The following is a 21,299-nucleotide window of genomic DNA, read 5'->3' as shown; positions in this document are numbered from 1 at the left end:
CCATATTCTTATGTTCTTTAGGCTATGTATCTTTAAATTAACTTATAAATTTCCCCATTGAACTCTACAGTATCATCAACTCTTAATTTTTTTCCTCTTTGAGTGCATACTTCACCATTTACTAAAACTTCTCCGTTCATTATGAACATTTTAGCTTCTGATCCTAAACTAACTGCTCCACACCATTTTAAAAATGAATCTAACTTTATAAACTCTGTATTAATTTTTACCTCTTGCATAATTATACACACAATGTATATTTAAAAATTACATTGTTTCTCCTTTCAAAAAATAAAATAAAAAATAGTCTATGGTGAGTTTAGCAATACTAAACTCACCATAGTTATAAAAATCTAATTTAAATTATCTTGCTATTCTAACAGGTAGAACTAAATACTCACATAAATCATTGTTCTTATTTCTTATAATACATGGAGATATGCTACTTGTCATTCTTAATTCTATTTTGTCCTCTTCCATATTTTTTAAAACATCTAGTAAGTATTTTGAGTTAAATGCAATTTGAATTTCATCTCCTTGCAATTTAATAGTAACCTCTTCTCTAACTTTTCCTAATTGAGAATTAGATGTGATTACTATATTTTCATCAGTTATATCAAACTTAACTAAGTTACTATTTCCTTCCTTAGCCATAAGAGATGCTCTTTCAATACCATTTTGAAGAGTTTGTTTATCAACTTCAATTTGTAACTTATGTTCTTTTGGTAATAAGGCATCATACTTTATGAATTCACCTTCTAGCAATCTAGAAATAACTTTTGTATCTCCCATATTAAATAATATGTGATTTGGAGTAAATGTTATGTTGACTATTTCCTCTGAATCTTCTAATATCTTAGCCACTTCGTTAAGTGTCTTTCCTGGTATAACAGCATTAATTGTATTGTTAGTATCTATATTCTCTGTTCTTATTGCTAATCTATATCCATCTAAAGCTACTAAGTTTAATTTAGAGTCCTTAATTTCGAATAATATACCTTGAAGAATAGGTCTAGTTTCATCTTGAGCTATGGCAAAAGAAGTTCCTTTTATCATATTTTTAAGAATTCCTTGGTTTATTGAGAATATCATGTTCTCGTTTATCTTAGGTAAGCTTGGAAAATCTTCTGCATTCATATGTAATAAATCAAATACAGATTTTTGACAAGTTATTCTTATAGCTTCTTCTGATACTGTTTCTATTTTAATTTTATCGTTAGGTAACTTTCTTATTATCTCTCCAAATATTTTAGCATCAACAACTAACTTCCCTGGTTCAGTAACATCAGCTTTAAATTTAGTTTCTATACTAACATCTTTATCTGATCCTATTATAGTTACTATGTTCTCAGAAGCTTCTATGTATAGACCTTCTAAAATAGGCATTGTTGATTTTCCAGTTATAGCTTTTTGAGCTATAGCTATAGATTCTTGTAATTTATTTTTGTCACATGTAAATATCAAAATAAAAACCCTCCTTTTAGGACTTATTCACATAAGTTATACACAGTGTGAATTTTTGCATAATAGATATATTAATAGATAATAAATATAATAATAATAGTAATAGTACCTGTGGATTTGTGGATAAAACCTGGACACCTTTGTATACCAAGGCTTACAGGGATTTTTTGCTTGTGGATAACCTGTAGATTACTGTGAACAATTATCCACAATAAAATAACAGGCAAAAAATAATAAACATAATAATTCACAGGTTATCCACAGATAATATACAGTTATTATGTACTTTGTTAATTACTTTTGAGTAAGCTTTTTAGTAATGTCATTAATCATGCTTTGTAGACCTTCATCAGTCTTTAAATTTTCAGAAATTTTTTCATAAGCATGAATTACTGTAGTATGATCTCTTCCACCAAATTCTTCACCTATTTTAGGTAAAGACATATCTGTAAGTTTTCTACTTAAATACATAGCAATTTGACGAGGATAAGCTATATTTCTAGTTCTTCTTTGAGATTTTAAATCCTCTATTCTTAAATTATAATAATTTGCTACGGATTCTTGAATAGTTTTTACTGTAACTGGAGCACTTTCTTTATTAGATATTATATCTTTAAGTGCTTCTGAAGCTAAATCAACACTTACATCCCTATTAGTTAGAGAGGAATAAGCTATTATTCTTATAAGTGCGCCTTCTAATTCTCTTATATTTGATTTAATTTTAGTAGCTATATATACCATAACTTCATTTGGTACATTTAAGCCTTCAACATCAGCTTTTTTCTTTAGGATTGCCATTCTAGTTTCGAAATCAGGTGGTTGAATATCTGCTATTAAACCCCATTCAAATCTAGATCTTAACCTATCTTCTAATGTAGGAATTTCCTTAGGCGGTCTATCTGATGATAGTATAATTTGTTTATTCTCTTCATGTAGAGCATTAAAGGTATGGAAGAACTCTTCTTGAGTACGTTCTTTACCTGCTATGAATTGAATATCATCTATTAATAAAACATCGACTTTTCTATATTTATTTCTAAACTCTTCATTCTTATCATCTTTAATAGCATTAATAAGTTCATTAGTGAATTTTTCAGATGATACATAAACTACTTTTGCTTTAGGATTTTCTTGAAGAATATAATGTCCTATTGCATGCATTAAGTGAGTTTTTCCAAGTCCTACTCCTCCATAGATAAATAATGGATTATAAGCTTTTGCTGGTGATTCTGCAACGGCTAGAGATGCTGCATGAGCAAAGCGGTTACTATTACCTATTACAAAGGATTGGAAAGTATATTTAGGATTTAATGTAGCTGACATTTCATCACTTACAACTATAGATCCATCGACATCATTTGTATTCTCTTTCTTCTCTTCTTTCTGCTTTTCCTCATTTTCTTTTTCTTCTTCTAAATCGGACTCAAGATAGAACTCTATTTTAAACTTTCTAGATGTAACTATCTTTAAAGCTTGAATTAATAAGTCTTTATATCTTGTATCTAGAATCCCTTTAGTGAATTCATTAGGAACAGAAAGTTTTAAGATATTATCTGAAATTGATATAGGAGTACAGCTTTTAATCCAAGTGTTAAAGCTGATTTCAGAAATTTCTCCTTTTATTATGTTCAATGCTTGTTCCCAGAGATTATTTAGTTGGGCATCCATCTTCTATCCTCCAATCATAAAATGATTTTAACTTTTAGTTATGCACATATAATTAACATATTAGATTATTACTTTACATGTTGTGAATAAAATTATTAACAGGCTGTTGATAATGTGGATAAATTTTATTATAAAAAAATTATCAACAAGAAATATACACAGTTCTTGTTGAAAGTTTAAAATATATAAAATCGTTGAAATAAAAGGATTATAAAGACTATAAATAAAAAATAATAAGAATAATATACAAGTTATCAACAGGATTATTCACAAGTGTGGATAAGTTGTTATATCAGATAAAGTTATTCACAATGCATTAATATGATAACATAAAGGTATAGTTGGATTCAATAAGTTATCCACAAAAATAACAGCTGTTGATAACTTATTTTGTGTAAAACTTATTTAGATTTAAAGTTAAGTGAAAATATTAAAATTTAAAGGTACATATTAGGAAAAATATCTTTTGAAATTTGAATTTTTAACATAATAGAAGTTAAGAGAATCAATATTTAAATATAATAAGGATAAATTAGGGAGTAAAAAGAGGAAGAGATAATATAAAGGTAAAAAGTTAATAACATATTGTTATTTATATGTGGATAACTTTATAACTAAAGTTATAAAGTTAAGTTTATTTATGATAAATGAACTAATCCAGATATATATTATATGTAATTGTATATCTTTAAGATTTAAATAAACTTTTTATTGAAGTAATTAGTATTAATTAAGTAAATGAGTAATTTAATAAATTGTGGATAAAATAATAGATAGTTTTATTAGAATACAGTTTATATATTTTTTAGAGTTATTAATGTAGTGATTTAATTTTAATGTATAAATAATTGTTATTTATATATTTAAAAAAGGAAAATAAGGTAGATGTAACAAATCTTTAAGTGAGTTATTTTCTTGACAGAGGGCGACTTGAAAGATATAATTAAACAGTAAAACCTAAATTAGCGAATAAGTAAAAAAGCTTTTAGCTTTTTACTAGAATAAAATATTGGTTGAAGGGGGTGTATTTAAATGTTCATGACATATCAACCTAAAAAAAGACAAAGAAGCAAAGAGCATGGTTTCAGAAAGAGAATGAAAACTAAATCTGGAAGAAATGTTTTAAAGAGAAGAAGACAAAAAGGTAGAAAAAGATTAACAGCATAAGGGCCGCATTTTGTGGCCTTTTTCTGCACTAAAAAGCAGAAAAAAGGAGAGCAAATTTAAATGTTACTAAGTTTAAGAAAGAACAATGAGTTTAGAACAGTTTATAGAAGAGGAAAGTCTTATGCTAATGACCTACTAGTTCTTTATATTTATCCTAACAGAAAAAATGTTACAAAGGATGGAGAACGTTTCAATAAGGTAGGAGTTTCAGTTAGCAAGAAGGTTGGAAAAAGTGTAGTTAGAAGTAGAGTTAAAAGACTTATACTTGAAAATTACAGACTTAATTCTAGTGAACTTAAGGAAGGCTATGACTTTGTGTTTATTGCTAGAGTTGCTATAAACGGTAAGGATTTTAAGCAAGTAGGGAAAGCCATGAATAATTTAATAAAAAAGGCAGGTCTACGTGATAATGAAAAAATTGTTCATAGTAATGATTAAATTCTATAGAAAATATATTTCACCTTTAAAGAGACCTTGTTGTAGATTTTATCCAACTTGTTCTCAATATGCACTAGAAGCAATACAAAAATATGGTGCTTTTAAAGGGGGATTTATGAGTATAGGAAGAATATTAAGGTGTAATCCATTCTGTAAGGGTGGATATGATCCTGTAAAATAAATATATACGGTTTAAATATAGGAGGGTAATGTATTGCAGTCAATTTTAAAGCCGATAACTAATTTATTCACAATGATATTTCAAGCTATCCACGGCTTTGTTGCCTCACTAGATATTTTTGGTGTAGGTGCTGGATACGTAATAACTATTTTCTTATTAACTTTATTAGTAAGATTAATATTATTACCGCTAAATATAAAGCAAACTAGATCTCAACAAAAGATGCAAGAAATACAGCCAGAAATAGCTAAACTTCAGAAGAAATATAAAAATAACCCTGAAAAAGCTCAACAAGAAATGATGAAGCTTTATAAGGAGAATAATGTAAACCCAATGAGTGGTTGTTTACCTTTATTAATCCAAATGCCAATATTATTTGCATTATACTATGTATTCACTGGATTAGGTGAGTTAAAGGGTGTATCATTCTTATGGTTAGGAGATTTATGGGCTCCAGATAGAACATTCATATTACCAATATTATCAGCTGCAACAACATATTTATCATCTTTATTAATGACAAAATTTACTCAGTCACAAGCTGGGGGAGCACCTGGTGGAATGAATATGAATACTATGAATATAGTAATGGCTGGTATGATGGGTGTAATGTCAATACAATTCCCATCAATGCTTGTATTATACTGGGTAATAGGTAACCTAATTCAAATGGTTCAAACATACTTCATAGTTGTTTTACCTAGCAAAAAGAGAGCTAAGGAAAAAGAACAATATAAAGATATTAAGTAATAAGAATTTATTTTGCTTTTCTAAGGTGGTGAAACAAGGGTATGAATACAATTGAGATTACTGGAAAGACTGTTGAAGAAGCTTTAAAAAGCGCATTGGAACAGTTGAACACTACAGAAGATAAAGTAGAGGTTACTGTTATAGAAGAAGGAAGTAAAGGCTTCTTTAATCTAATTGGTGCAAAGCCTGCTAAAATTTCAGTTAAGATGAAAAGAGATAGAATCTTAGAGGCTAAAAAGTTTTTAAGTGATATTCTTGATAACATGAATATAGAAGCTGAAATTAATATTGAAGAAAGTAAAGACCTAGTAAAGATAAATCTTACTGGACCTAAGATGGGAGCCATCATAGGATACAGGGGGGAAACTTTAGACTCACTTCAATATTTAACTAGTTTAGTTGTTAATAAGGCTAAGGAAGACAAGTACAAAAGAGTGGTTTTAGACACTGAGAATTATAGACAAAAAAGAGAAGAAACTCTTAAAAGATTAGCTAATAAAATAGCTTATAAGGTTAGAAAGTCAGGTAAGATATTAAAGCTTGAACCTATGAATCCTTATGAAAGAAGAGTTATTCATTCAGAGTTACAGAATAATGATTTTGTTAGAACTTTTAGTGAAGGTGAAGAACCTTACAGAAGAGTTGTAGTAGAATTAAAGAAATAAAAAGGAAAGCTTAAAGCTTTCCTTTTTTTATCCACAATTAACTGTAGATAAATTGTGGATAACTTGTTAGTAACTATAGAAAAGTAGTCATATCAAAGGCTACAATTGTTGATAAATTTAAAAAATAAGGTGAAAATATTATATTTTCACCTTATTTTTTTATCAAGTATATGATTTAATTAATTGGATAGTATTTTTAAGTAAGTAATCTATTAAACAATTTAGTAAAATCATATTTTTTTGCCATAAATAATATGATTTAAAATTTTGACTTATTCTATTTTGTTGGGTAAAATCAATATTAGTTCAAATTTGAGAATATCATTATAAAGGAGGAGCTTATGAAAGAATTCGATACTATTGCTGCTATAGCTACAGCATTAGGAGAAGGTGGAATAGCTATAATTAGAGTATCAGGAAATAAAGCTCTTGAGATTGTAAATAAAATATTCAGAGGAATAAACGGAAAAGATTTATTAGATATAAAACCATATACTATGAGATATGGTCATATGATAGATGAAAATAATGAGATTATAGATGAAGTTATAGTTAGTTTTATGAAAGGTCCTAGAAGCTTTACAGCTGAGGATACAGTAGAAATAAACTGTCATGGTGGTATTGTAGCTACTAATAAAGTTCTACAAAATGTAATAAAAGCTGGTGCAAGACTTGCTGAGCCAGGTGAATTTACAAAAAGAGCCTTTTTAAATGGAAGAATAGATTTAAGCCAAGCAGAAGCGGTTATGGACATAATAACTGCTAAGACTGAACTTTCAATGAAATCAGCTATGACTCAAAGTCAAGGAAGACTTTCTACTGAGATAAACAATCTTAGAAAAGAGGCTTTAGATATATTAGCTCTAATTGAATATGCTGTTGACTTTACAGAGGATGACGAAGAACCAGATGAAACTATACCAGTTAAGGTAAAAGAGGATGTTATAACTCTTAGAGGTAAAGTAAATAATTTAATTGATACTGCTGATGAAGGTAAACTTATTAGAGATGGTTTAAGCATGGTTATAGTAGGAAAGCCTAATGTAGGAAAATCATCACTTTTAAATGCTCTATTAAATGAAAAGAGAGCTATTGTAACTGATATAGCAGGAACAACAAGGGACGTAATAGAAGAATATATAAATTTAGATGGAATACCTGTTAGACTAGTAGATACAGCAGGAATCAGAGAAACTGAAGATGTTGTAGAGAAAATAGGTGTAGAAAAATCTAAAGAAAAAATCAATGAAGCTGATTTAGTTATACTAATGTTAGATACAAGTAGAGAACTAGATGATGAAGACAAGGAAATCATTGATTACATTAAAGATAGAAAATACATAGTACTTTTAAATAAAGTTGATTTAGATAGAAAGTTATCCTCAGAAATTGTGGATAACTTAGAAAATAAAATAGAACTATCTGCAAAAACTGGTTTTGGTATAGATGATTTAAAATCAAAGATAAAAGATTTATTCTTTAATGGATCAATTGATGCTGAAAGTGTAATGGTAACTAATACTAGACATAAAGAGGCCTTATATAGAGCTTCTGAAAACTTAGATGGTGCATTAAATGGACTTAATAATAATGAGTTTTTAGATCTAGTATCAATTTATGTTACATCTGCTTTAAGAGCCTTAGGGGAAATCACTGGAGCAGAGCTAGAGGAAGACTTAGTAAACAAAATATTTGCAGAATTTTGTTGTGGAAAATAGGAGAATGATGAAATATGAGATATAATGCAGGAAGTTATGATATAGTTGTTATAGGTGCTGGTCATGCAGGTTGTGAGGCAGGATTAGCGGCAGCTAGAATGGGATGTAAAACTTTAGTTTGTACATTAACATTAGATTCCGTTGCTATGATGCCATGTAACCCTAATATAGGTGGAACTGCTAAGGGACATCTAGTTAGAGAAATAGATGCTTTAGGTGGGGAAATGGGAGTAAATATAGACCATACATTTATCCAATCTAAAATGTTAAATACATCAAAAGGGCCTGCTGTACACTCTCTAAGAGCACAAGCTGATAAAAAGAAATACCAAGAAAGAATGAAAAAGGTTTTAGAAACACAAGAAAATCTTCACTTAAGACAATTAGAGGTAGTTTCTGTAGAAGTTGAAGATGGAAAAGTTAAAGGTGTTCTAACTAAAAATGGTGCATTTTTTGAGTGTAAAGCTGTTATAATGACAAGTGGAACATACTTACAAAGTAGAATAATAATCGGAGATGTTAGCTATAGCCAAGGACCAAATGGACTTAGCAATGCTAATGAACTTTCAAAATCATTAATAGATTTAGGAATTGACCTTAGAAGATTTAAAACTGGTACTCCAGCTAGAATCAATAAGAGAAGTGTTGATTTTTCAAAAATGATAGAACAACCAGGAGATGAGGAAATAATACCATTCTCATTTATCAGTGGAAATATAGATAGAGACCAAGTTTCATGTTGGTTAACATATACTAACGAGGAAACTCATAAGGTAATTCAAGAAAATATACATAGATCACCAATGTATAATGGAAGTATAAAAGGTGTTGGGCCAAGATATTGTCCATCAATAGAAGACAAGGTAATGAGATTCCAAGATAAGGATAGACATCAAATCTTCATAGAACCAGAAGGTGATGATACAGAAGAAATGTATGTTGGAGGAATGTCATCATCTCTTCCAGAAGATGTTCAAGTTCAAATGATAAAAACAGTTCCAGGTCTTGAAAATGCTGAGATTATGAGAACTGCATATGCAATAGAATATGATTGTATAGATCCAACACAATTAAAGGCTTCACTAGAATTTAAAAACATTGATGGATTCTTTAGTGCTGGACAAATTAATGGTAGCTCAGGATATGAAGAAGCTGGGGCTCAAGGAATAGTAGCTGGTATAAATGCAGCATTAAAAGTTCAAGGAAAAGATCCTATGATACTTACAAGATCAGATGGATATGTAGGAGTTTTAATTGATGATTTAATTACTAAAGGTACTAATGAGCCATATAGAATGATGACATCAAGAGCTGAATATAGATTATTATTAAGACAAGATAATGCTGATTTCAGATTAACTGAAATTGGACACAATGTTGGATTAGTTACAGAAGAAAGATGGAATAAGTTTCAGGAAAGAAAGCAAAACTTAGAACGTGAGCTTGAGAGACTTAAGGAACTTCAAATAACTAATAAAACAGAAAATAATGAGAAAATAGTTGAATTAGGTTCAACAGAGCTTAAAAAGCCAATAAGAATGTATGAACTTATAAAAAGACCAGAGTTAGACTACTTCTCATTAGCATGTTTAGATCCTGAAAGACCTGATTTACCAAAGGATATTGGGGATCAAATAAACATAATTGCTAGATACGAAGGATATATTCAAACTCAATTAGAACAAGTTGCTCAATTTAAAAAGTTTGAGAAAAAAGTTCTTCCAGAGGATTTAGATTACAATGACGTAAATAGTTTAAGAATAGAAGCTATACAAAAGCTAAATAAAATTAGACCTTTAAATATAGGTCAAGCTTCAAGAATATCAGGGGTATCCCCAGCAGATATATCAGTTCTGTTAATATTCTTAGAGCATTATAGAAAAACTGGAAAAAATACTGATAACTAAAAGTTATTCAGAAGTTTTCAACAGCACCTGTGGATAAGTCTTGTGTAAAACTTAAAAAAGGTGCTGTTTTACCCCTTTTAAAAAGTTATCCACATGTGGATAACTTTAGTTTTTTAGTAGAAAATAAAATTATTAAAATAAATTATTTATACTCTTAAAGTTTTGGAGGATTAAGAATGAAATATTTTGATTTAATGAAAAAAGCTTGCGATAGTGTGGGTATGGAATTTAATGAAGATAAATATCAAAAATTTATGCTTTACAAAGATTTATTAAAGGAATGGAATGAAAAAATAAATTTAACTGCAATAACAGAGGATGAAGAGGTAGTAAAGAAACATTTTATAGATTGTATAAAAGCTTTTAAAGCAGATGAGTTTAAAAAAGCTAAAACAGTAATAGATGTTGGAACAGGTGCAGGGTTCCCAGGGTTACCTATAGCTATTATGAGAGAAGATGTAGAGGTTACTCTATTAGACTCATTAAATAAGAGAATAAATTTTTTAAATGAAGTTGTAAATAAACTAGGATTAAAAAATGTTGAAACTATACATTCTAGAGCAGAAGATGGTGCAAGAAAAAAAGAGTTAAGAGAAAATTTTGATATTGCTACATCAAGAGCTGTTGCTAATATGTGTGTTCTAAGTGAATTTTGTATTCCATATGTAAAGGTAAATGGAAATTTTATAGCTTTAAAAGGACCGAATATAACTGAAGAGTTAAATGATTCAAAGAATGCTATTGGTACTTTAGGTGGTAAGCTTAAAGGTATAACTGAGGTTGAAATTGAGGGAACAGACTTAAATCATAACTTAGTAATAGTAGATAAAATAAAAAGTACGCCAAAGACTTTTCCTAGAAAAGCAGGTAATGTAACTAAGAAACCATTAAAATAAATATAATTTTTAAAATACTTTTTAGTTTAAGAAAATATTATAATTGAAAGTTATAAAAGCTTTTAAAAAATAATAAATATATTAGACCATAAAAATAGGAATGTTTCACGTGAAACATTCCTATTTTTTCATTTTTTAATCAGAAATAACCAATATCATCTTTTATTATGTAATGTAAAAATATATAATAAAATAGATGTGTTAGAAGGGAGGTGGATGTTCAAGAATAAGATATTCTTGGATGAGTTTAATGAAAACAATTTGTGTTTTTAATCAAAAAGGTGGCGTTGGAAAAACAACAACAAATATAAATATATGTTCTTACTTGGCAATGCAGGGATTTAAGGTTTTAGCTATAGATATAGATCCTCAAGGGAATACTACAAGTGGATTAGGTATAGATAAAAGAAAATTAGACAAGTCTATATATGATTTATTAACTGCTGGTGAAGAGATAGAAACAATAATAATGAAAAGTGAATTAGTTGAAAATCTTTATGTAGTACCAGCAACAATGGAATTAGCAGGTGCTGAGGTAGAAATAATAGATAGAAAAGATAGAGAATATATACTTAAAAATGAAATAAATAAAATTAGAGATAAATTCGATTATATATTTATTGACTGTCCTCCATCTTTAGGAGTTCTAACTATTAATGCTTTAGTTGCATCTCATAGTGTTTTAATACCTATACAAGCAGAATATTATGCTTTAGAAGGGGTAGGACAATTAATAAATACAATAAATTTAGTTAAAAAATCTTTAAATAAGGATCTTGATATTGAAGGTGTAGTAATGACTATGTATGATTCAAGAACTAATTTAAGTACAGAGGTTTATAAAGAAGTAAAAGAGTACTTTAAGGATAGATTATATGAAACTACTATTCCTAGAAATGTTAGACTAGCTGAAGCTCCGAGTTTTGGATTGCCAATATGTTTATATGATGAAAGATGTAGGGGAGCTAAATCTTATGAAAAACTAACTGAGGAATTCCTAAAAAGACAGGGAGTGAATATATAGATGGCTAAAAAATTTGGTTTAGGAAAAGGATTAGGAGCCTTAATACCAGAAGATAATATTAAGGAAGAAAAAAAAGAAAAAGGTGGAATAATAAACATTGAGCTTAAAGATATAAAAGCTAATAAAAAACAACCTAGGAAGTTTTTTGACAATAATAAATTAAATGAGTTAGCTGAGTCTGTAAAGGAACATGGCATAATTCAACCTTTAATATTAAAGAAAGAAGAAAAGGGATATTCAATAATTGCAGGGGAAAGAAGATATAGAGCTGCTAAAATAGCAGAATTAACAGAGGTTCCTGCTTTAATAATGGATATTTCAAATGAAAAACTTCTACAAGTATCTTTAATAGAAAATATTCAAAGAGAAGATTTAAATCCTATAGAAGAAGGATTAGCATATGAAAGACTATTAAAAGAATTTGCTTTAACTCAAGAAGAACTTTCAAAAACAATGGGAAAATCAAGAACTACAATAACAAATACAATGAGATTATTAAAGTTAGATGATAGAGTTAAAGAGTATGTAATGGAAGGAGTTATTTCAGAAGGACATGGAAGAGCTATTCTACCTTTAGAAAATGAGGCACAATATGAAATAGCTCAAAAAATAATTGATAACTCTCTTTCAGTTAGAGAAACTGAAAAATTAGTTAAAAAGATATTAAATGATGCTGTTGAAGAAAAAACATCAGAAAGAAGAAAACCACTTAATCCATATTACAAAGATGTTAGAGATAGACTTCAGGATCACTTTGGAACTAAAGTTAATTTAAATGCTAATAAGAATAAAGGTAAGATAGAAATAGAATACTATTCAGAAGAAGACTTACAGAGAATACTAGACATTATAAATATTTAAAATGTTTCACGTGAAACATTTTAAAAACACGAAGGGATGATAAACTACATGGAGAATGTACTAAATATACTTACACAATATTCAACTTATATAACAATAGGATTAATAGTATTAGTTTTAATACAGTTCATACTATTAATAGTAGCTTTCAGAAGTTTAAGCAAGGTAGAAAATAAATTTAGAAAAATCATGAGAGGGGTTAATAATAAGAATTTAGAAGAACTTATTAACTCTTACTTAGATAAAGTTGAAGAAGTTAAAAAAGATTCTGAAGAAACATTAGAAACTAATAAAATATTAAAAGCTCAAGTTGAAAAATGTACTCAAAAGGTATCTGTTATAAGATATAAAGCTTTCGAAGATGTTGGAAGTGATTTAAGCTTTTCAGTTGCTTTATTAGATGGAGAAAATAATGGAGTTATTTTAACTGGAATATATGGTAGAGATTATAGTACAACATATGCAAAGCCAATAGATAAAGGAATATCTAGATATGATTTATCAGAAGAAGAACTACATGTTCTAAATGCTGCAATGAATAAATAAGTTTAAGAAAAAAATATAGGTTATATTAAAACAACTATTTTTAGTTGATTTTAATATAACCTATTTTTGTGTTAAACAAAATGTTTCACGTGAAACATTTCAATAAATAGGGGGAGTATATAAAAAACTATATGAGTATTTATGGCGAATTTTATAAAATATTTTCTAAAGTTGAATCTAATATATTCTTTTTAAATCCTATGGATTTTAATATGCAATGATGAATTCCGTTAGATATAGCATTTGCAAGTAACATTACAGTGTATAATCTAGTATTTTGTAAAACCATAAATTCTAAGGAACCAGAAATATTTACTATTCCAAGTATGCTTAAGTCTCCTACTTCAGGCAAATCCTTATTTAATGCTATTCCAGGTTTAAGAGGTCTCTTTTCAATAAGTACGTGTCCTACATTATCAACAGCTCCTAAACAAGCATCAATGGCTATAATAAAAGGTTTTTTATGTTTTGATTTAATTATTTTTACTGTCTCTTTTAAGTTTCCAGCATGGACAGTTTCTTCTAATGTTCCATATATGAAAATATTATTTTTACTTAAAAATTTAATCTTCTCACCAATTAATGGGCCAAGAGCATCTCCTGTGGAGCGATCAGATCCAATGCATATAAAAACAATTGGTCTATTTTCTTTTATAACTGGAGAAAGTTCTTGGCAAAGATAATCTCTAATTTTAAAAGAAGCTTTAGGATCTAAAGAATTTATATAAAAACTTGTACACATTATACCAACCTCCTTACTTGAAATTATTACCAAAAACAAAAAGTCTATACTATAAAACATTAACTTTTTTAAATATATTGAAAAAAATAATTAGAAAGATGAAAAATACTATTCCTAAAAGTCCATTTAATTCTAATCCTATAAAAATACAAATTAATATTAATAAAGGGTGTATTCTTAAAGTGGATGACATTAATTTAGGTTCTAAAAATTGGCGTAATAAAAAAATAAATATATACAATATAAATAATGAAATAGCTGAAAAAATATTTCCTGAGTTATATGAAATAAAAATAAGAGGAAAATAAATTAAGGGCATACCTAATACAGGGAGTAAGTCTAATAAGGCAGCAAGTACACTAAGTAATAGGGCATATTTAATATTTAAAAAGGAAAATCCTAAAAAGGTTAATACAAAAGAAATAAAAATTAAAAATAAATAAGAGAAACAGTATGTCAAAAACATTTTTTTTATTTCATATAAAATGGTTAAAATTCTATTGCTGTAATTAGAGTTAAGATAATTAGACAAAGTCTTACTAAAGTTAATAGTGTTTAATTCCTTTGATAAAAAATAAGTTGATAGTACAGTAAAAATAAGAAGCATAAAGGTATAAGGTAAATAACTTATTAATAAAAAAACTTTTTGAATTAATTCAGTTCCAAAAGAGAGAATAAGTACAGTTATTTCTTTAAATGAAGATATTAAAGTATTTTTTATTAAGTTTAAAACTGCATTATCAATAAAGTTTACTTCAATCCAATTTTGTAGTGATATAAAATAATTTTGAAATTCCTTAGAGTTAGTATTTATTATTTCTTGAATATAGTTTGTTAAGGATGAAGATTCATAAGCTAAAGATGTAATAAATAATGTAAATAAAATTATTATTATTAAGAAAAAAATAAATGTACTTATAAAGGAAGCAAGTCCAACATTTAATTTGAGTTTTTTTATTAAAAATTGAGTGGGTGTCTTTAGTAGCAATGAAAATATGAATGCTAGTAGAAAGGGCAAAGTATATTTTAATGTATTAAAAAACGTAAAAAATATAAGTGTGTATAAAATAAAAAACACACTTATTTTTTCACTTTTGATTATTAAATTTTTCATAGGTCAGAAGTCTACCTCCTTGAAATTAATTCTTTTATAACCTCAACAAATCTATAGACTTCTTCTATTGTATTAAAGTACCCTAAACTTATTCTTATGCTTCCAGATGGATATGAACCAACTGTTTTATGAGCAAGCGGAGTACAATGAATTCCAGTCCTACATGTTATGTTAAATTCACTATCTAACAAGAATCCTGTAAATTCAGGATCCATACCTTCTATATTGAAAGATATTGTTGAAGTTTTCTTTTTGGCATCCATAGGACCATAAATCTTAACTTCTGGAATTTCAGATAATAAATCCATAGCTTTTTGGCATAATACTTCTTCTTTTGCTTTTATATTTTCAATGCCTTCTTTTTCTATGAATTTTATTCCCTCTAGAAGCCCTATTATTCCTGGAGTGTTTAAAGTTCCATATTCAAATTTATCAGGCAATTCTTGAGGATGTTCTATTAGTGAGGAATTACTTCCTGTTCCGCCAGAAAAGATATTTTTACATATAGAATTTAATTTATCATCTATAATAAAACCACCTATTCCTTGAGGCCCTAAAAGAGACTTATGACCTGTAAAAGCTAATGCATTTAAATTAAGTTCAGTCATATCAATTGGAATAACCCCTGCTGTTTGAGCAGAATCTAAAATAAAAAAGATATCATTTTCTTTGCAAAGCTTCCCTATTTCTTTAATTGGTTGAATTGTTCCAACTAGGTTTGATGCATGAGATAAAATTATAAGCTTAGTATTACTCTTTAAATTCTCTTTTATTTTTTCAACTGATACTAGACCTTCATTATTACATTGAACTATATCTAGTTCTACATTAGGAAGTTCCTCGCTAATTTTTACTAAAGGTCTTAAGACAGAATTATGTTCCATAGATGTAGTAATTATATGCCAATCAGATTTAATTATTCCTAAAAGTAACATATTTAATGATGTTGTAATATTATTGGTGAAAATAACATTTTCACTTTTAGGAAAATTAAAAAATTTAGCTATTTCATATCTACATTCATAGACAGCTCTACTACTTTGTAGAGCTGTAGATGAGGATCCTCTATTAGCACTTCCACCTTCAAAACTCATATAATCAAACATTGCTTTTATTACAGAGTCAGGTTTAGGGAAAGTAGTTGCTGCATTATCAAAATATATTTTATTCATAAGCAAAAACCTCACATGAAAATTTTAAATATTCCGTATATAGTAAATCCTAATCCAAGTAAAATCATAAAATATTTTACACTTTTATCAGCTTTACCAGTAAGTTCTTTTTTTACTAGACTTCCACCTTTGGCAGCCATAAAATTTAATAATATAAACCAAGCTAAAGTTGTTATAAACATAGCACTTATGGCTACTAGAAAGAAATGTCTACCTGAAAGCTTCCATATACTCATTATTCCAGCACTTACAGCCATCCATACTGATAAAGTCATAGGATTTACAAAGGTTATTAAAAAACCATTTAAAAAACCATTACCAGTTTTATGACTATCTATAGTTTTAACACATTTTTCGTCTAAACTTTTTTGAGAAGATTTAAATATTAAATTAACTATTATAAGAACTAATCCTGAAATAATCCAAAAGGCACATTCTACATACCTATTTAAATTTAATAATTGGGCTACTCCGAAGTTTATTAATAATATATACAAATAGTCAGCAGCTATTGCGCCTAATGAAACTTCAAAGCCTTTTTTAAATCCTTTATCTAGAGATTGTGTTGCAGCTTCTATTGCAGCTGGACCTAAGGGTATAGAAACTAATAGGCCTGTTACAATTCCAGATAAAATAGCCTTTAAATAGAAAAAAGACATACTCAAACTCCTTTTACAGTTGTTTTTATAAATTTACATAATTATATTATAGTTCAAAATAGAAAAGCTTTCACCCTTATTTTGAAAGTGTTAACTTTTATGATATATACTTATAATATATACTAATAAAACGATATACTTTTTAGGAGGAAAATAGTATGAAAGACTTTATCATGGTTTTTAATAATACACACGAGGCTATGGAAGGAGAAAGAATACTTAAAGAAAATGGAATATCATTTATAATAATGCCAACTCCTACTTACATAACAAAAAGTTGTGGAATAAGTTCAGCCTTTAATAAAGATCAATTAGAAAAGATAGAAACTTTAGAAATTAAATTTAAAAACATATATTCAATAACCAATAAAGGATTCGAAATATATAAATAATTATTTATTTCAAAATCATAAGGGGTGGTTTAATGTTATTAGATAGTTTACTTGGAATTAATTTTGAATTTGATCACATTAAGCTTGGGAAAATAAGTATTTCTTTATCTACTATTGATTTTTTATTGAAAAAATTTTTAATAATATGTGTCATAGTTATTTTTATGATTTTAGTAATTAAAATAGGAAGCAAATTAATAGATAAAGCTGTAAAAAAACAGATAGATACAAACTTTAAGTTTTCCTTAGACACAAGAAAGGCAAATACTTTGGGAACTTTATTAAAAAGTATTTTAATGTATTCTGTTTATTTTATAGGTATAACAACTATATTATCTATTATATTTGGAAATATATCTTGGGCCTTTGCTTCTGTAGGAGGCGTAGCAGTAGGTTTAGGAGCTCAAAGTTTTGTTAAAGATGTAATAAATGGGATATTTATACTTTTTGATAATCAATACAATGTTGGTGATTATGTAACAATAGAGGGCGTAAGTGGAATTGTAGAAGTAATAGGTCTTAGGACAACTGAACTTAGAGACTACGATGGATCTCTTCATATTATTCCAAATGGAATGATAAGAATAGTAACAAATAATTGTAGAGGTGATATGAGAGTCCAGATTGATATTGGAATTTCATATAGTGAGGATATAAATAAAGTAATAAACACTATAAATTCAGTTTGTGATACATATAATAAAGAAAATAATGATATAACAGAACCATTAAAGGTTTGGGGTGTTACAGACCTAACAAGTTCTAGTGTTAACCTTAGAATTTGTGGAAAAGTAAAATCAATGAAACTTTGGGAAACGGAAGTAGAGTTAAGAAAGAGAATAAAAATGACTCTTGATAAAAAGAAATATATGAAAGAAATAATTACAGGTTAATTTATATAAATTTTATTTTAGAGGAGGTTATTTAATTTGATAAACAAATTTTATATTGGCGATATAGTTAAAATGAGGAAAGTTCATCCTTGTGGAAGTGATGAGTGGGAAGTTATAAGAGTTGGAGCTGATATTAAAATAAAATGCTTAGGATGCTCAAGAATTGTAATGATCCCTAGATCTAAATTCCAAAAGGGAGTAAAAAAGATTATAAAATCAAATGCTCCAGAGGAAGAAATTAATGAATAAAATTTTTAAAAAAATAAATTTATAAAAGTTATGTTTACATTAATAAAGAGGGTTGCAATAACCCTCTTTTAATGTTAGAATATTTAATTGTAATCCCTGCTATGCTAGAGCATAGCCGTAGTCCAGAGGGAGGAGGTGTAAATGATGAGAAAATATGAAACTATATTCGTAGCTCACCCATCATTAGACGAGGAAGCTGTTAAAGCTTTAATCGAAAAATTCAAGGGTGTTATAGAAAACGGAAATGGTACAGTTGACAACGTTGATTTCTGGGGTAAGAGAAAATTAGCTTACGAAATCGCTAAAGTTAACGAAGGTTACTATACTTTAATCAACTTCACTGCTAACCCAGAATTACCAAAAGAGTTAGACAGAGTATTCGGAATAACTGACGGAATAATCAGACACATCATCGTTAAAGAAGAGCAATAAGAGGTGGTCGTAAATGAATAAAGTAGTTTTAATTGGTAGACTTACTAAAGATCCAGAGCTTAGATTTGCAGCAGGAAGCGGTACAGCAGTTGCAAGATTTACACTAGCTGTAAATAGACAATTCAAAAAAGATGAAGCTGATTTTATCAGTTGCATAGCTTTTGGAAAAACTGGTGAGACCATAGCTCAATATATTACTAAAGGCAGACAATTGGCTGTTTCAGGAAATATAAGAACTGGAAGTTATGAAGCTCAAGATGGAACTAGAAGATATACTACTGACGTAGTTGTTGAAAGTTTTGACTTTATCGATTCAGGAAATGGCGGAGCAAGAGGAAACTCAGGCTTTGGTTCAGGAAATGATTTCGGTGGTTCTTTCGGTATGCCAGACAATTCATTTAGTGATTCATCATTCAATAGTAATGATGATATGACACCAATTGATGATGGAGACATTCCATTCTAATTCAGATTTTAGGTAAGGAGGGAAATAGTGATGAGTAACGTAAAAAGAGGCGGAAAATTCAGAAGAGCAAGAAAAAAAGTTTGCATATTCTGCGTTGATAAAGCTGAATCAATAGATTACAAAGATGTAGCTAAATTAAAGAAATACATCACAGAAAGAGGTAAAATATTACCAAGAAGAATTTCTGGAACTTGTGCTAAGCATCAAAGACAATTAACAGATGCTATCAAGAGATCAAGAAATATCGCATTATTACCATTCACAACTGAGTAATGGTTGCAAACCCCTGATATTTTCAGGGGTTTTTTTATTATATATTAAATTATTATAATCATTAAAGTTTTTAAATAGTCTTATTAAATGGTTTAAGAAAATTCTATTTGTGTGGTAAGTATATTAAAGTGTATACTTATTAAAACATGTACACTTTAATATAAATGCTACTATAATTTAGAGTTTTTAAGGCTTCTCTGAATTAAGTCTCATTTATTGCATAAGACTAAAAAAATAAATAAAATAAAGGTATATAATAAAGGGTATAATTGGGAGGGAAATATGAAAAAAGATAACTTTAATATCATGGGAGATATAAAGATTATTGAAGAAATAAAGGCTCAAATTATCTGCATATTAGGAGAACTATTTACACTTTTAACAAGAGGAAGTAATGTAGCAAAGGATGCCATAGTAAACTGCATAGCATCTTTAATTATTTTATTATACATTTTAGCAGATAAGTTAGGTCATTCTGCAATAGAAGTAGATGAGACAATTAAAAAAAGTTTAAAGATTGGTATAGTTGAAGAAGATAATTTAGAAAAACAAGGAGGTAACTTAACTAAATTATTTAATCATTTAAAAGAAAGAAGATAATTTATTTGGAGGAACATATGGAAGAAAAGAATAAGAGTAAATCTATAGTTGAAGCTGGAATAATGTCAGCAATAACATTTGTACTTATGATGCTTACTAGCTTACCAGGAATAGGTACAATAATAAGCTTTGCTATTCCAATTCCTATAGCTTTATTATATTTAAAGTATAATCTTAAAACCTCTATTTGTTCTATTGTTATTAGTGGAATTTTGATTGGATTTTTCATGGGTTCTATATATGGAATTCAATTAGCCGTAACAAATGGAATTATAGGTTTGGTTTTAGGAACCTGTGTTAGAAAGAAGTTTTCAGGAATAAAATCATTTATATATTTAATTGTAGCAAATACAATTGGTGTATTAATAGAAATAGCATTATTATTTTCAGTATTTACAGGAATTACATTTAATCAATATATAAATGACTTAGTAAATACTTTTAATGAAGCTGCTAAAATAAGTGAACAAATGATGGGAAGTTCACAGGCCAACACTCAAATGATAGAACTTATGAAGTCTATGGATGCAAGTTTTATAATTAATATCATACCTATGGTATTAGTTATGGTTATAATAATGAGAGCATTTTTAAGTTATACTGTTGGAAAGTATATTATTAATAAATTAGGATTTAAATTAAATAGCTTACCACCTTTTTCAAAGTGGTTTTTTAACCCAATATTAATTGCGGCAGTTGTATTAATAAATCTTTTTGTTATGCTTTTAGTAAGCAAGGGAGTAATAAGTAATAAGGGTATGTATATGCTTACACTAAACTTATTATTTGCTATGCTTATAATTCAAGGATTGGCTGTAGTCTCAAATTTATTAAAGTATAGATATAGATTTAGCAATTTTTTAATAGTTTTTATAAGTATATTAATGGTTACTTCAATACCACAATTATTTGGAATATTAGGATTGATTGATGTATTAATTGATATAAGAGGTGTAGATCCAAATAGTTTAGGAAGTTACATTAAGGAGAAACTAAAAAAGAAAGTGCAATAACTAATATTT

Annotated in this window: 26 protein-coding genes; 19 read left to right on the top strand and 7 right to left on the bottom strand. The window is 28.0% G+C overall.

Annotation, left to right across the window (positions count from 1 at the left end; all coding sequences use genetic code 11):
• Positions 1-32 precede the first annotated feature (32 nt).
• The 3 genes from yaaA to dnaA form a co-directional block, all read right to left on the bottom strand.
• Positions 33-239 (bottom strand): S4 domain-containing protein YaaA, encoded by a 207-nt coding sequence (gene yaaA, locus QP548_RS15495; protein WP_003466076.1) that lies wholly within the window; start codon positions 237-239, stop codon positions 33-35.
• A gap of 124 nt (positions 240-363) precedes the next feature.
• Positions 364-1,464, bottom strand: a complete 1,101-nt coding sequence (gene dnaN / locus QP548_RS15490; RefSeq protein WP_061426017.1) for a DNA polymerase III subunit beta — start codon at positions 1,462-1,464, stop codon at positions 364-366.
• 294 nt (positions 1,465-1,758) lie between these two features.
• Positions 1,759-3,132: a chromosomal replication initiator protein DnaA gene (dnaA, locus tag QP548_RS15485; RefSeq protein ID WP_003451025.1), complete on the bottom strand. Its 1,374-nt coding sequence runs from the start codon at positions 3,130-3,132 to the stop codon at positions 1,759-1,761.
• A gap of 1,032 nt (positions 3,133-4,164) precedes the next feature.
• Between dnaA and rpmH the strand changes: the two genes are divergently transcribed.
• The 11 genes from rpmH to QP548_RS15430 all read left to right on the top strand — a co-directional run bounded on the left by rpmH (position 4,165) and on the right by QP548_RS15430 (position 13,285).
• Complete coding sequence (gene rpmH, locus QP548_RS15480; RefSeq protein WP_003451019.1) at positions 4,165-4,299, top strand: 50S ribosomal protein L34; 135 nt, start codon at positions 4,165-4,167, stop codon at positions 4,297-4,299.
• A 60-nt stretch (positions 4,300-4,359) separates the two neighbouring features.
• Complete coding sequence (gene rnpA / locus QP548_RS15475; protein WP_061429398.1) at positions 4,360-4,737, top strand: ribonuclease P protein component; 378 nt, start codon at positions 4,360-4,362, stop codon at positions 4,735-4,737.
• Positions 4,709-4,918 carry a membrane protein insertion efficiency factor YidD gene (gene yidD / locus QP548_RS15470; RefSeq protein ID WP_003451050.1) on the top strand — a complete coding sequence of 70 codons (210 nt, stop codon included), beginning with the start codon at positions 4,709-4,711 and terminating at the stop codon, positions 4,916-4,918. Before rnpA ends, yidD begins: the two co-directional genes overlap by 29 nt.
• Before the next feature lie 33 nt (positions 4,919-4,951).
• Positions 4,952-5,668: a membrane protein insertase YidC gene (locus QP548_RS15465; RefSeq protein WP_003482579.1), complete on the top strand. Its 717-nt coding sequence runs from the start codon at positions 4,952-4,954 to the stop codon at positions 5,666-5,668.
• A 41-nt stretch (positions 5,669-5,709) separates the two neighbouring features.
• A complete protein-coding gene (jag, locus tag QP548_RS15460) occupies positions 5,710-6,333 on the top strand; it encodes an RNA-binding cell elongation regulator Jag/EloR (protein ID WP_061429397.1) in 624 nt (207 codons plus the stop codon).
• 341 nt (positions 6,334-6,674) lie between these two features.
• A complete protein-coding gene (mnmE, locus tag QP548_RS15455; protein WP_061429396.1) occupies positions 6,675-8,051 on the top strand; it encodes a tRNA uridine-5-carboxymethylaminomethyl(34) synthesis GTPase MnmE in 1,377 nt (458 codons plus the stop codon).
• Between the two features lie 14 nt (positions 8,052-8,065).
• Complete coding sequence (gene mnmG / locus QP548_RS15450) at positions 8,066-9,958, top strand: tRNA uridine-5-carboxymethylaminomethyl(34) synthesis enzyme MnmG (RefSeq protein ID WP_003469710.1); 1,893 nt, start codon at positions 8,066-8,068, stop codon at positions 9,956-9,958.
• A 176-nt stretch (positions 9,959-10,134) separates the two neighbouring features.
• A complete protein-coding gene (gene rsmG, locus QP548_RS15445) occupies positions 10,135-10,854 on the top strand; it encodes a 16S rRNA (guanine(527)-N(7))-methyltransferase RsmG (protein ID WP_061429395.1) in 720 nt (239 codons plus the stop codon).
• A 250-nt stretch (positions 10,855-11,104) separates the two neighbouring features.
• A complete protein-coding gene (locus QP548_RS15440) occupies positions 11,105-11,878 on the top strand; it encodes a ParA family protein (protein WP_003451027.1) in 774 nt (257 codons plus the stop codon).
• Positions 11,879-12,739: a ParB/RepB/Spo0J family partition protein gene (locus tag QP548_RS15435; RefSeq protein WP_061429394.1), complete on the top strand. Its 861-nt coding sequence runs from the start codon at positions 11,879-11,881 to the stop codon at positions 12,737-12,739.
• Between the two features lie 48 nt (positions 12,740-12,787).
• Positions 12,788-13,285 carry a DUF4446 family protein gene (locus QP548_RS15430; RefSeq protein ID WP_003451034.1) on the top strand — a complete coding sequence of 166 codons (498 nt, stop codon included), beginning with the start codon at positions 12,788-12,790 and terminating at the stop codon, positions 13,283-13,285.
• 151 nt (positions 13,286-13,436) lie between these two features.
• On the opposite strand, the gene yyaC is transcribed toward QP548_RS15430, so the two are convergent.
• The 4 genes from yyaC to QP548_RS15410 are packed head-to-tail and all read right to left on the bottom strand — an operon-like array spanning position 13,437 to position 16,972.
• Complete coding sequence (gene yyaC, locus QP548_RS15425; RefSeq protein ID WP_075808034.1) at positions 13,437-14,027, bottom strand: spore protease YyaC; 591 nt, start codon at positions 14,025-14,027, stop codon at positions 13,437-13,439.
• A gap of 49 nt (positions 14,028-14,076) precedes the next feature.
• Positions 14,077-15,141 (bottom strand): sporulation integral membrane protein YtvI, encoded by a 1,065-nt coding sequence (gene ytvI / locus QP548_RS15420; RefSeq protein ID WP_061429393.1) that lies wholly within the window; start codon positions 15,139-15,141, stop codon positions 14,077-14,079.
• A gap of 11 nt (positions 15,142-15,152) precedes the next feature.
• A complete protein-coding gene (locus tag QP548_RS15415; protein ID WP_061429392.1) occupies positions 15,153-16,313 on the bottom strand; it encodes an aminotransferase class V-fold PLP-dependent enzyme in 1,161 nt (386 codons plus the stop codon).
• A gap of 11 nt (positions 16,314-16,324) precedes the next feature.
• Positions 16,325-16,972: a LysE family translocator gene (locus QP548_RS15410; protein ID WP_061429391.1), complete on the bottom strand. Its 648-nt coding sequence runs from the start codon at positions 16,970-16,972 to the stop codon at positions 16,325-16,327.
• A gap of 158 nt (positions 16,973-17,130) precedes the next feature.
• On the opposite strand from QP548_RS15410, the gene QP548_RS15405 reads away from it, so the two are divergent.
• From QP548_RS15405 to QP548_RS15370, 8 genes are all read left to right on the top strand, one after another.
• A complete protein-coding gene (locus QP548_RS15405; protein ID WP_003460020.1) occupies positions 17,131-17,364 on the top strand; it encodes a DUF3343 domain-containing protein in 234 nt (77 codons plus the stop codon).
• A 32-nt stretch (positions 17,365-17,396) separates the two neighbouring features.
• Positions 17,397-18,257, top strand: a complete 861-nt coding sequence (locus QP548_RS15400) for a mechanosensitive ion channel family protein (RefSeq protein ID WP_075808033.1) — start codon at positions 17,397-17,399, stop codon at positions 18,255-18,257.
• Positions 18,258-18,293: 36 nt separating this feature from the next.
• Positions 18,294-18,506, top strand: coding sequence for a DUF951 domain-containing protein (locus tag QP548_RS15395; protein ID WP_003459977.1), 213 nt, complete (start codon positions 18,294-18,296; stop codon positions 18,504-18,506).
• A 144-nt stretch (positions 18,507-18,650) separates the two neighbouring features.
• A complete protein-coding gene (gene rpsF, locus QP548_RS15390) occupies positions 18,651-18,938 on the top strand; it encodes a 30S ribosomal protein S6 (RefSeq protein ID WP_003479405.1) in 288 nt (95 codons plus the stop codon).
• Between the two features lie 13 nt (positions 18,939-18,951).
• A complete protein-coding gene (locus tag QP548_RS15385) occupies positions 18,952-19,404 on the top strand; it encodes a single-stranded DNA-binding protein (RefSeq protein WP_003451037.1) in 453 nt (150 codons plus the stop codon).
• Positions 19,405-19,434: 30 nt separating this feature from the next.
• Positions 19,435-19,677 carry a 30S ribosomal protein S18 gene (gene rpsR / locus QP548_RS15380; RefSeq protein WP_003451020.1) on the top strand — a complete coding sequence of 81 codons (243 nt, stop codon included), beginning with the start codon at positions 19,435-19,437 and terminating at the stop codon, positions 19,675-19,677.
• Between the two features lie 282 nt (positions 19,678-19,959).
• On the top strand, positions 19,960-20,277 hold the full coding sequence (locus QP548_RS15375; RefSeq protein WP_003459975.1) for a MazG-like family protein: 318 nt from the start codon (positions 19,960-19,962) through the stop codon (positions 20,275-20,277).
• 17 nt (positions 20,278-20,294) lie between these two features.
• Positions 20,295-21,290, top strand: coding sequence for a YybS family protein (locus QP548_RS15370; protein WP_061429389.1), 996 nt, complete (start codon positions 20,295-20,297; stop codon positions 21,288-21,290).
• Positions 21,291-21,299 lie beyond the last annotated feature (9 nt).

It is taken from the genome of Clostridium sp. UMB9555A (genome assembly GCF_030222355.1).
GTDB lineage: Bacteria > Bacillota > Clostridia > Clostridiales > Clostridiaceae > Sarcina > Sarcina perfringens.
This window is presented reverse-complemented; position numbering and strand designations above follow the sequence as displayed.

Bases quoted from the DNA above. Each gene is read 5' to 3' on its own strand.
- rnpA (WP_061429398.1), top strand. From the start codon at position 4,360: ATGTTACTAAGTTTAAGAAAGAACAATGAGTTTAGAACAGTTTATAGA.
- ytvI (WP_061429393.1), bottom strand. From the start codon at position 15,141: ATGAAAAATTTAATAATCAAAAGTGAAAAAATAAGTGTGTTTTTTATT.
- jag (WP_061429397.1), top strand. From the start codon at position 5,710: ATGAATACAATTGAGATTACTGGAAAGACTGTTGAAGAAGCTTTAAAA.
- yidD (WP_003451050.1), top strand. From the start codon at position 4,709: ATGAAAAAATTGTTCATAGTAATGATTAAATTCTATAGAAAATATATT.
- yaaA (WP_003466076.1), bottom strand. From the start codon at position 239: ATGCAAGAGGTAAAAATTAATACAGAGTTTATAAAGTTAGATTCATTT.
- QP548_RS15385 (WP_003451037.1), top strand. From the start codon at position 18,952: ATGAATAAAGTAGTTTTAATTGGTAGACTTACTAAAGATCCAGAGCTT.
- QP548_RS15375 (WP_003459975.1), top strand. From the start codon at position 19,960: ATGAAAAAAGATAACTTTAATATCATGGGAGATATAAAGATTATTGAA.
- QP548_RS15430 (WP_003451034.1), top strand. From the start codon at position 12,788: ATGGAGAATGTACTAAATATACTTACACAATATTCAACTTATATAACA.
- QP548_RS15410 (WP_061429391.1), bottom strand. From the start codon at position 16,972: ATGTCTTTTTTCTATTTAAAGGCTATTTTATCTGGAATTGTAACAGGC.
- QP548_RS15400 (WP_075808033.1), top strand. From the start codon at position 17,397: ATGTTATTAGATAGTTTACTTGGAATTAATTTTGAATTTGATCACATT.
- mnmE (WP_061429396.1), top strand. From the start codon at position 6,675: ATGAAAGAATTCGATACTATTGCTGCTATAGCTACAGCATTAGGAGAA.
- mnmG (WP_003469710.1), top strand. From the start codon at position 8,066: ATGAGATATAATGCAGGAAGTTATGATATAGTTGTTATAGGTGCTGGT.
- rsmG (WP_061429395.1), top strand. From the start codon at position 10,135: ATGAAATATTTTGATTTAATGAAAAAAGCTTGCGATAGTGTGGGTATG.
- QP548_RS15435 (WP_061429394.1), top strand. From the start codon at position 11,879: ATGGCTAAAAAATTTGGTTTAGGAAAAGGATTAGGAGCCTTAATACCA.
- rpsF (WP_003479405.1), top strand. From the start codon at position 18,651: ATGAGAAAATATGAAACTATATTCGTAGCTCACCCATCATTAGACGAG.
- QP548_RS15440 (WP_003451027.1), top strand. From the start codon at position 11,105: ATGAAAACAATTTGTGTTTTTAATCAAAAAGGTGGCGTTGGAAAAACA.
- QP548_RS15370 (WP_061429389.1), top strand. From the start codon at position 20,295: ATGGAAGAAAAGAATAAGAGTAAATCTATAGTTGAAGCTGGAATAATG.
- dnaA (WP_003451025.1), bottom strand. From the start codon at position 3,132: ATGGATGCCCAACTAAATAATCTCTGGGAACAAGCATTGAACATAATA.
- rpsR (WP_003451020.1), top strand. From the start codon at position 19,435: ATGAGTAACGTAAAAAGAGGCGGAAAATTCAGAAGAGCAAGAAAAAAA.
- yyaC (WP_075808034.1), bottom strand. From the start codon at position 14,027: ATGTGTACAAGTTTTTATATAAATTCTTTAGATCCTAAAGCTTCTTTT.
- QP548_RS15405 (WP_003460020.1), top strand. From the start codon at position 17,131: ATGAAAGACTTTATCATGGTTTTTAATAATACACACGAGGCTATGGAA.
- QP548_RS15415 (WP_061429392.1), bottom strand. From the start codon at position 16,313: ATGAATAAAATATATTTTGATAATGCAGCAACTACTTTCCCTAAACCT.
- rpmH (WP_003451019.1), top strand. From the start codon at position 4,165: ATGTTCATGACATATCAACCTAAAAAAAGACAAAGAAGCAAAGAGCAT.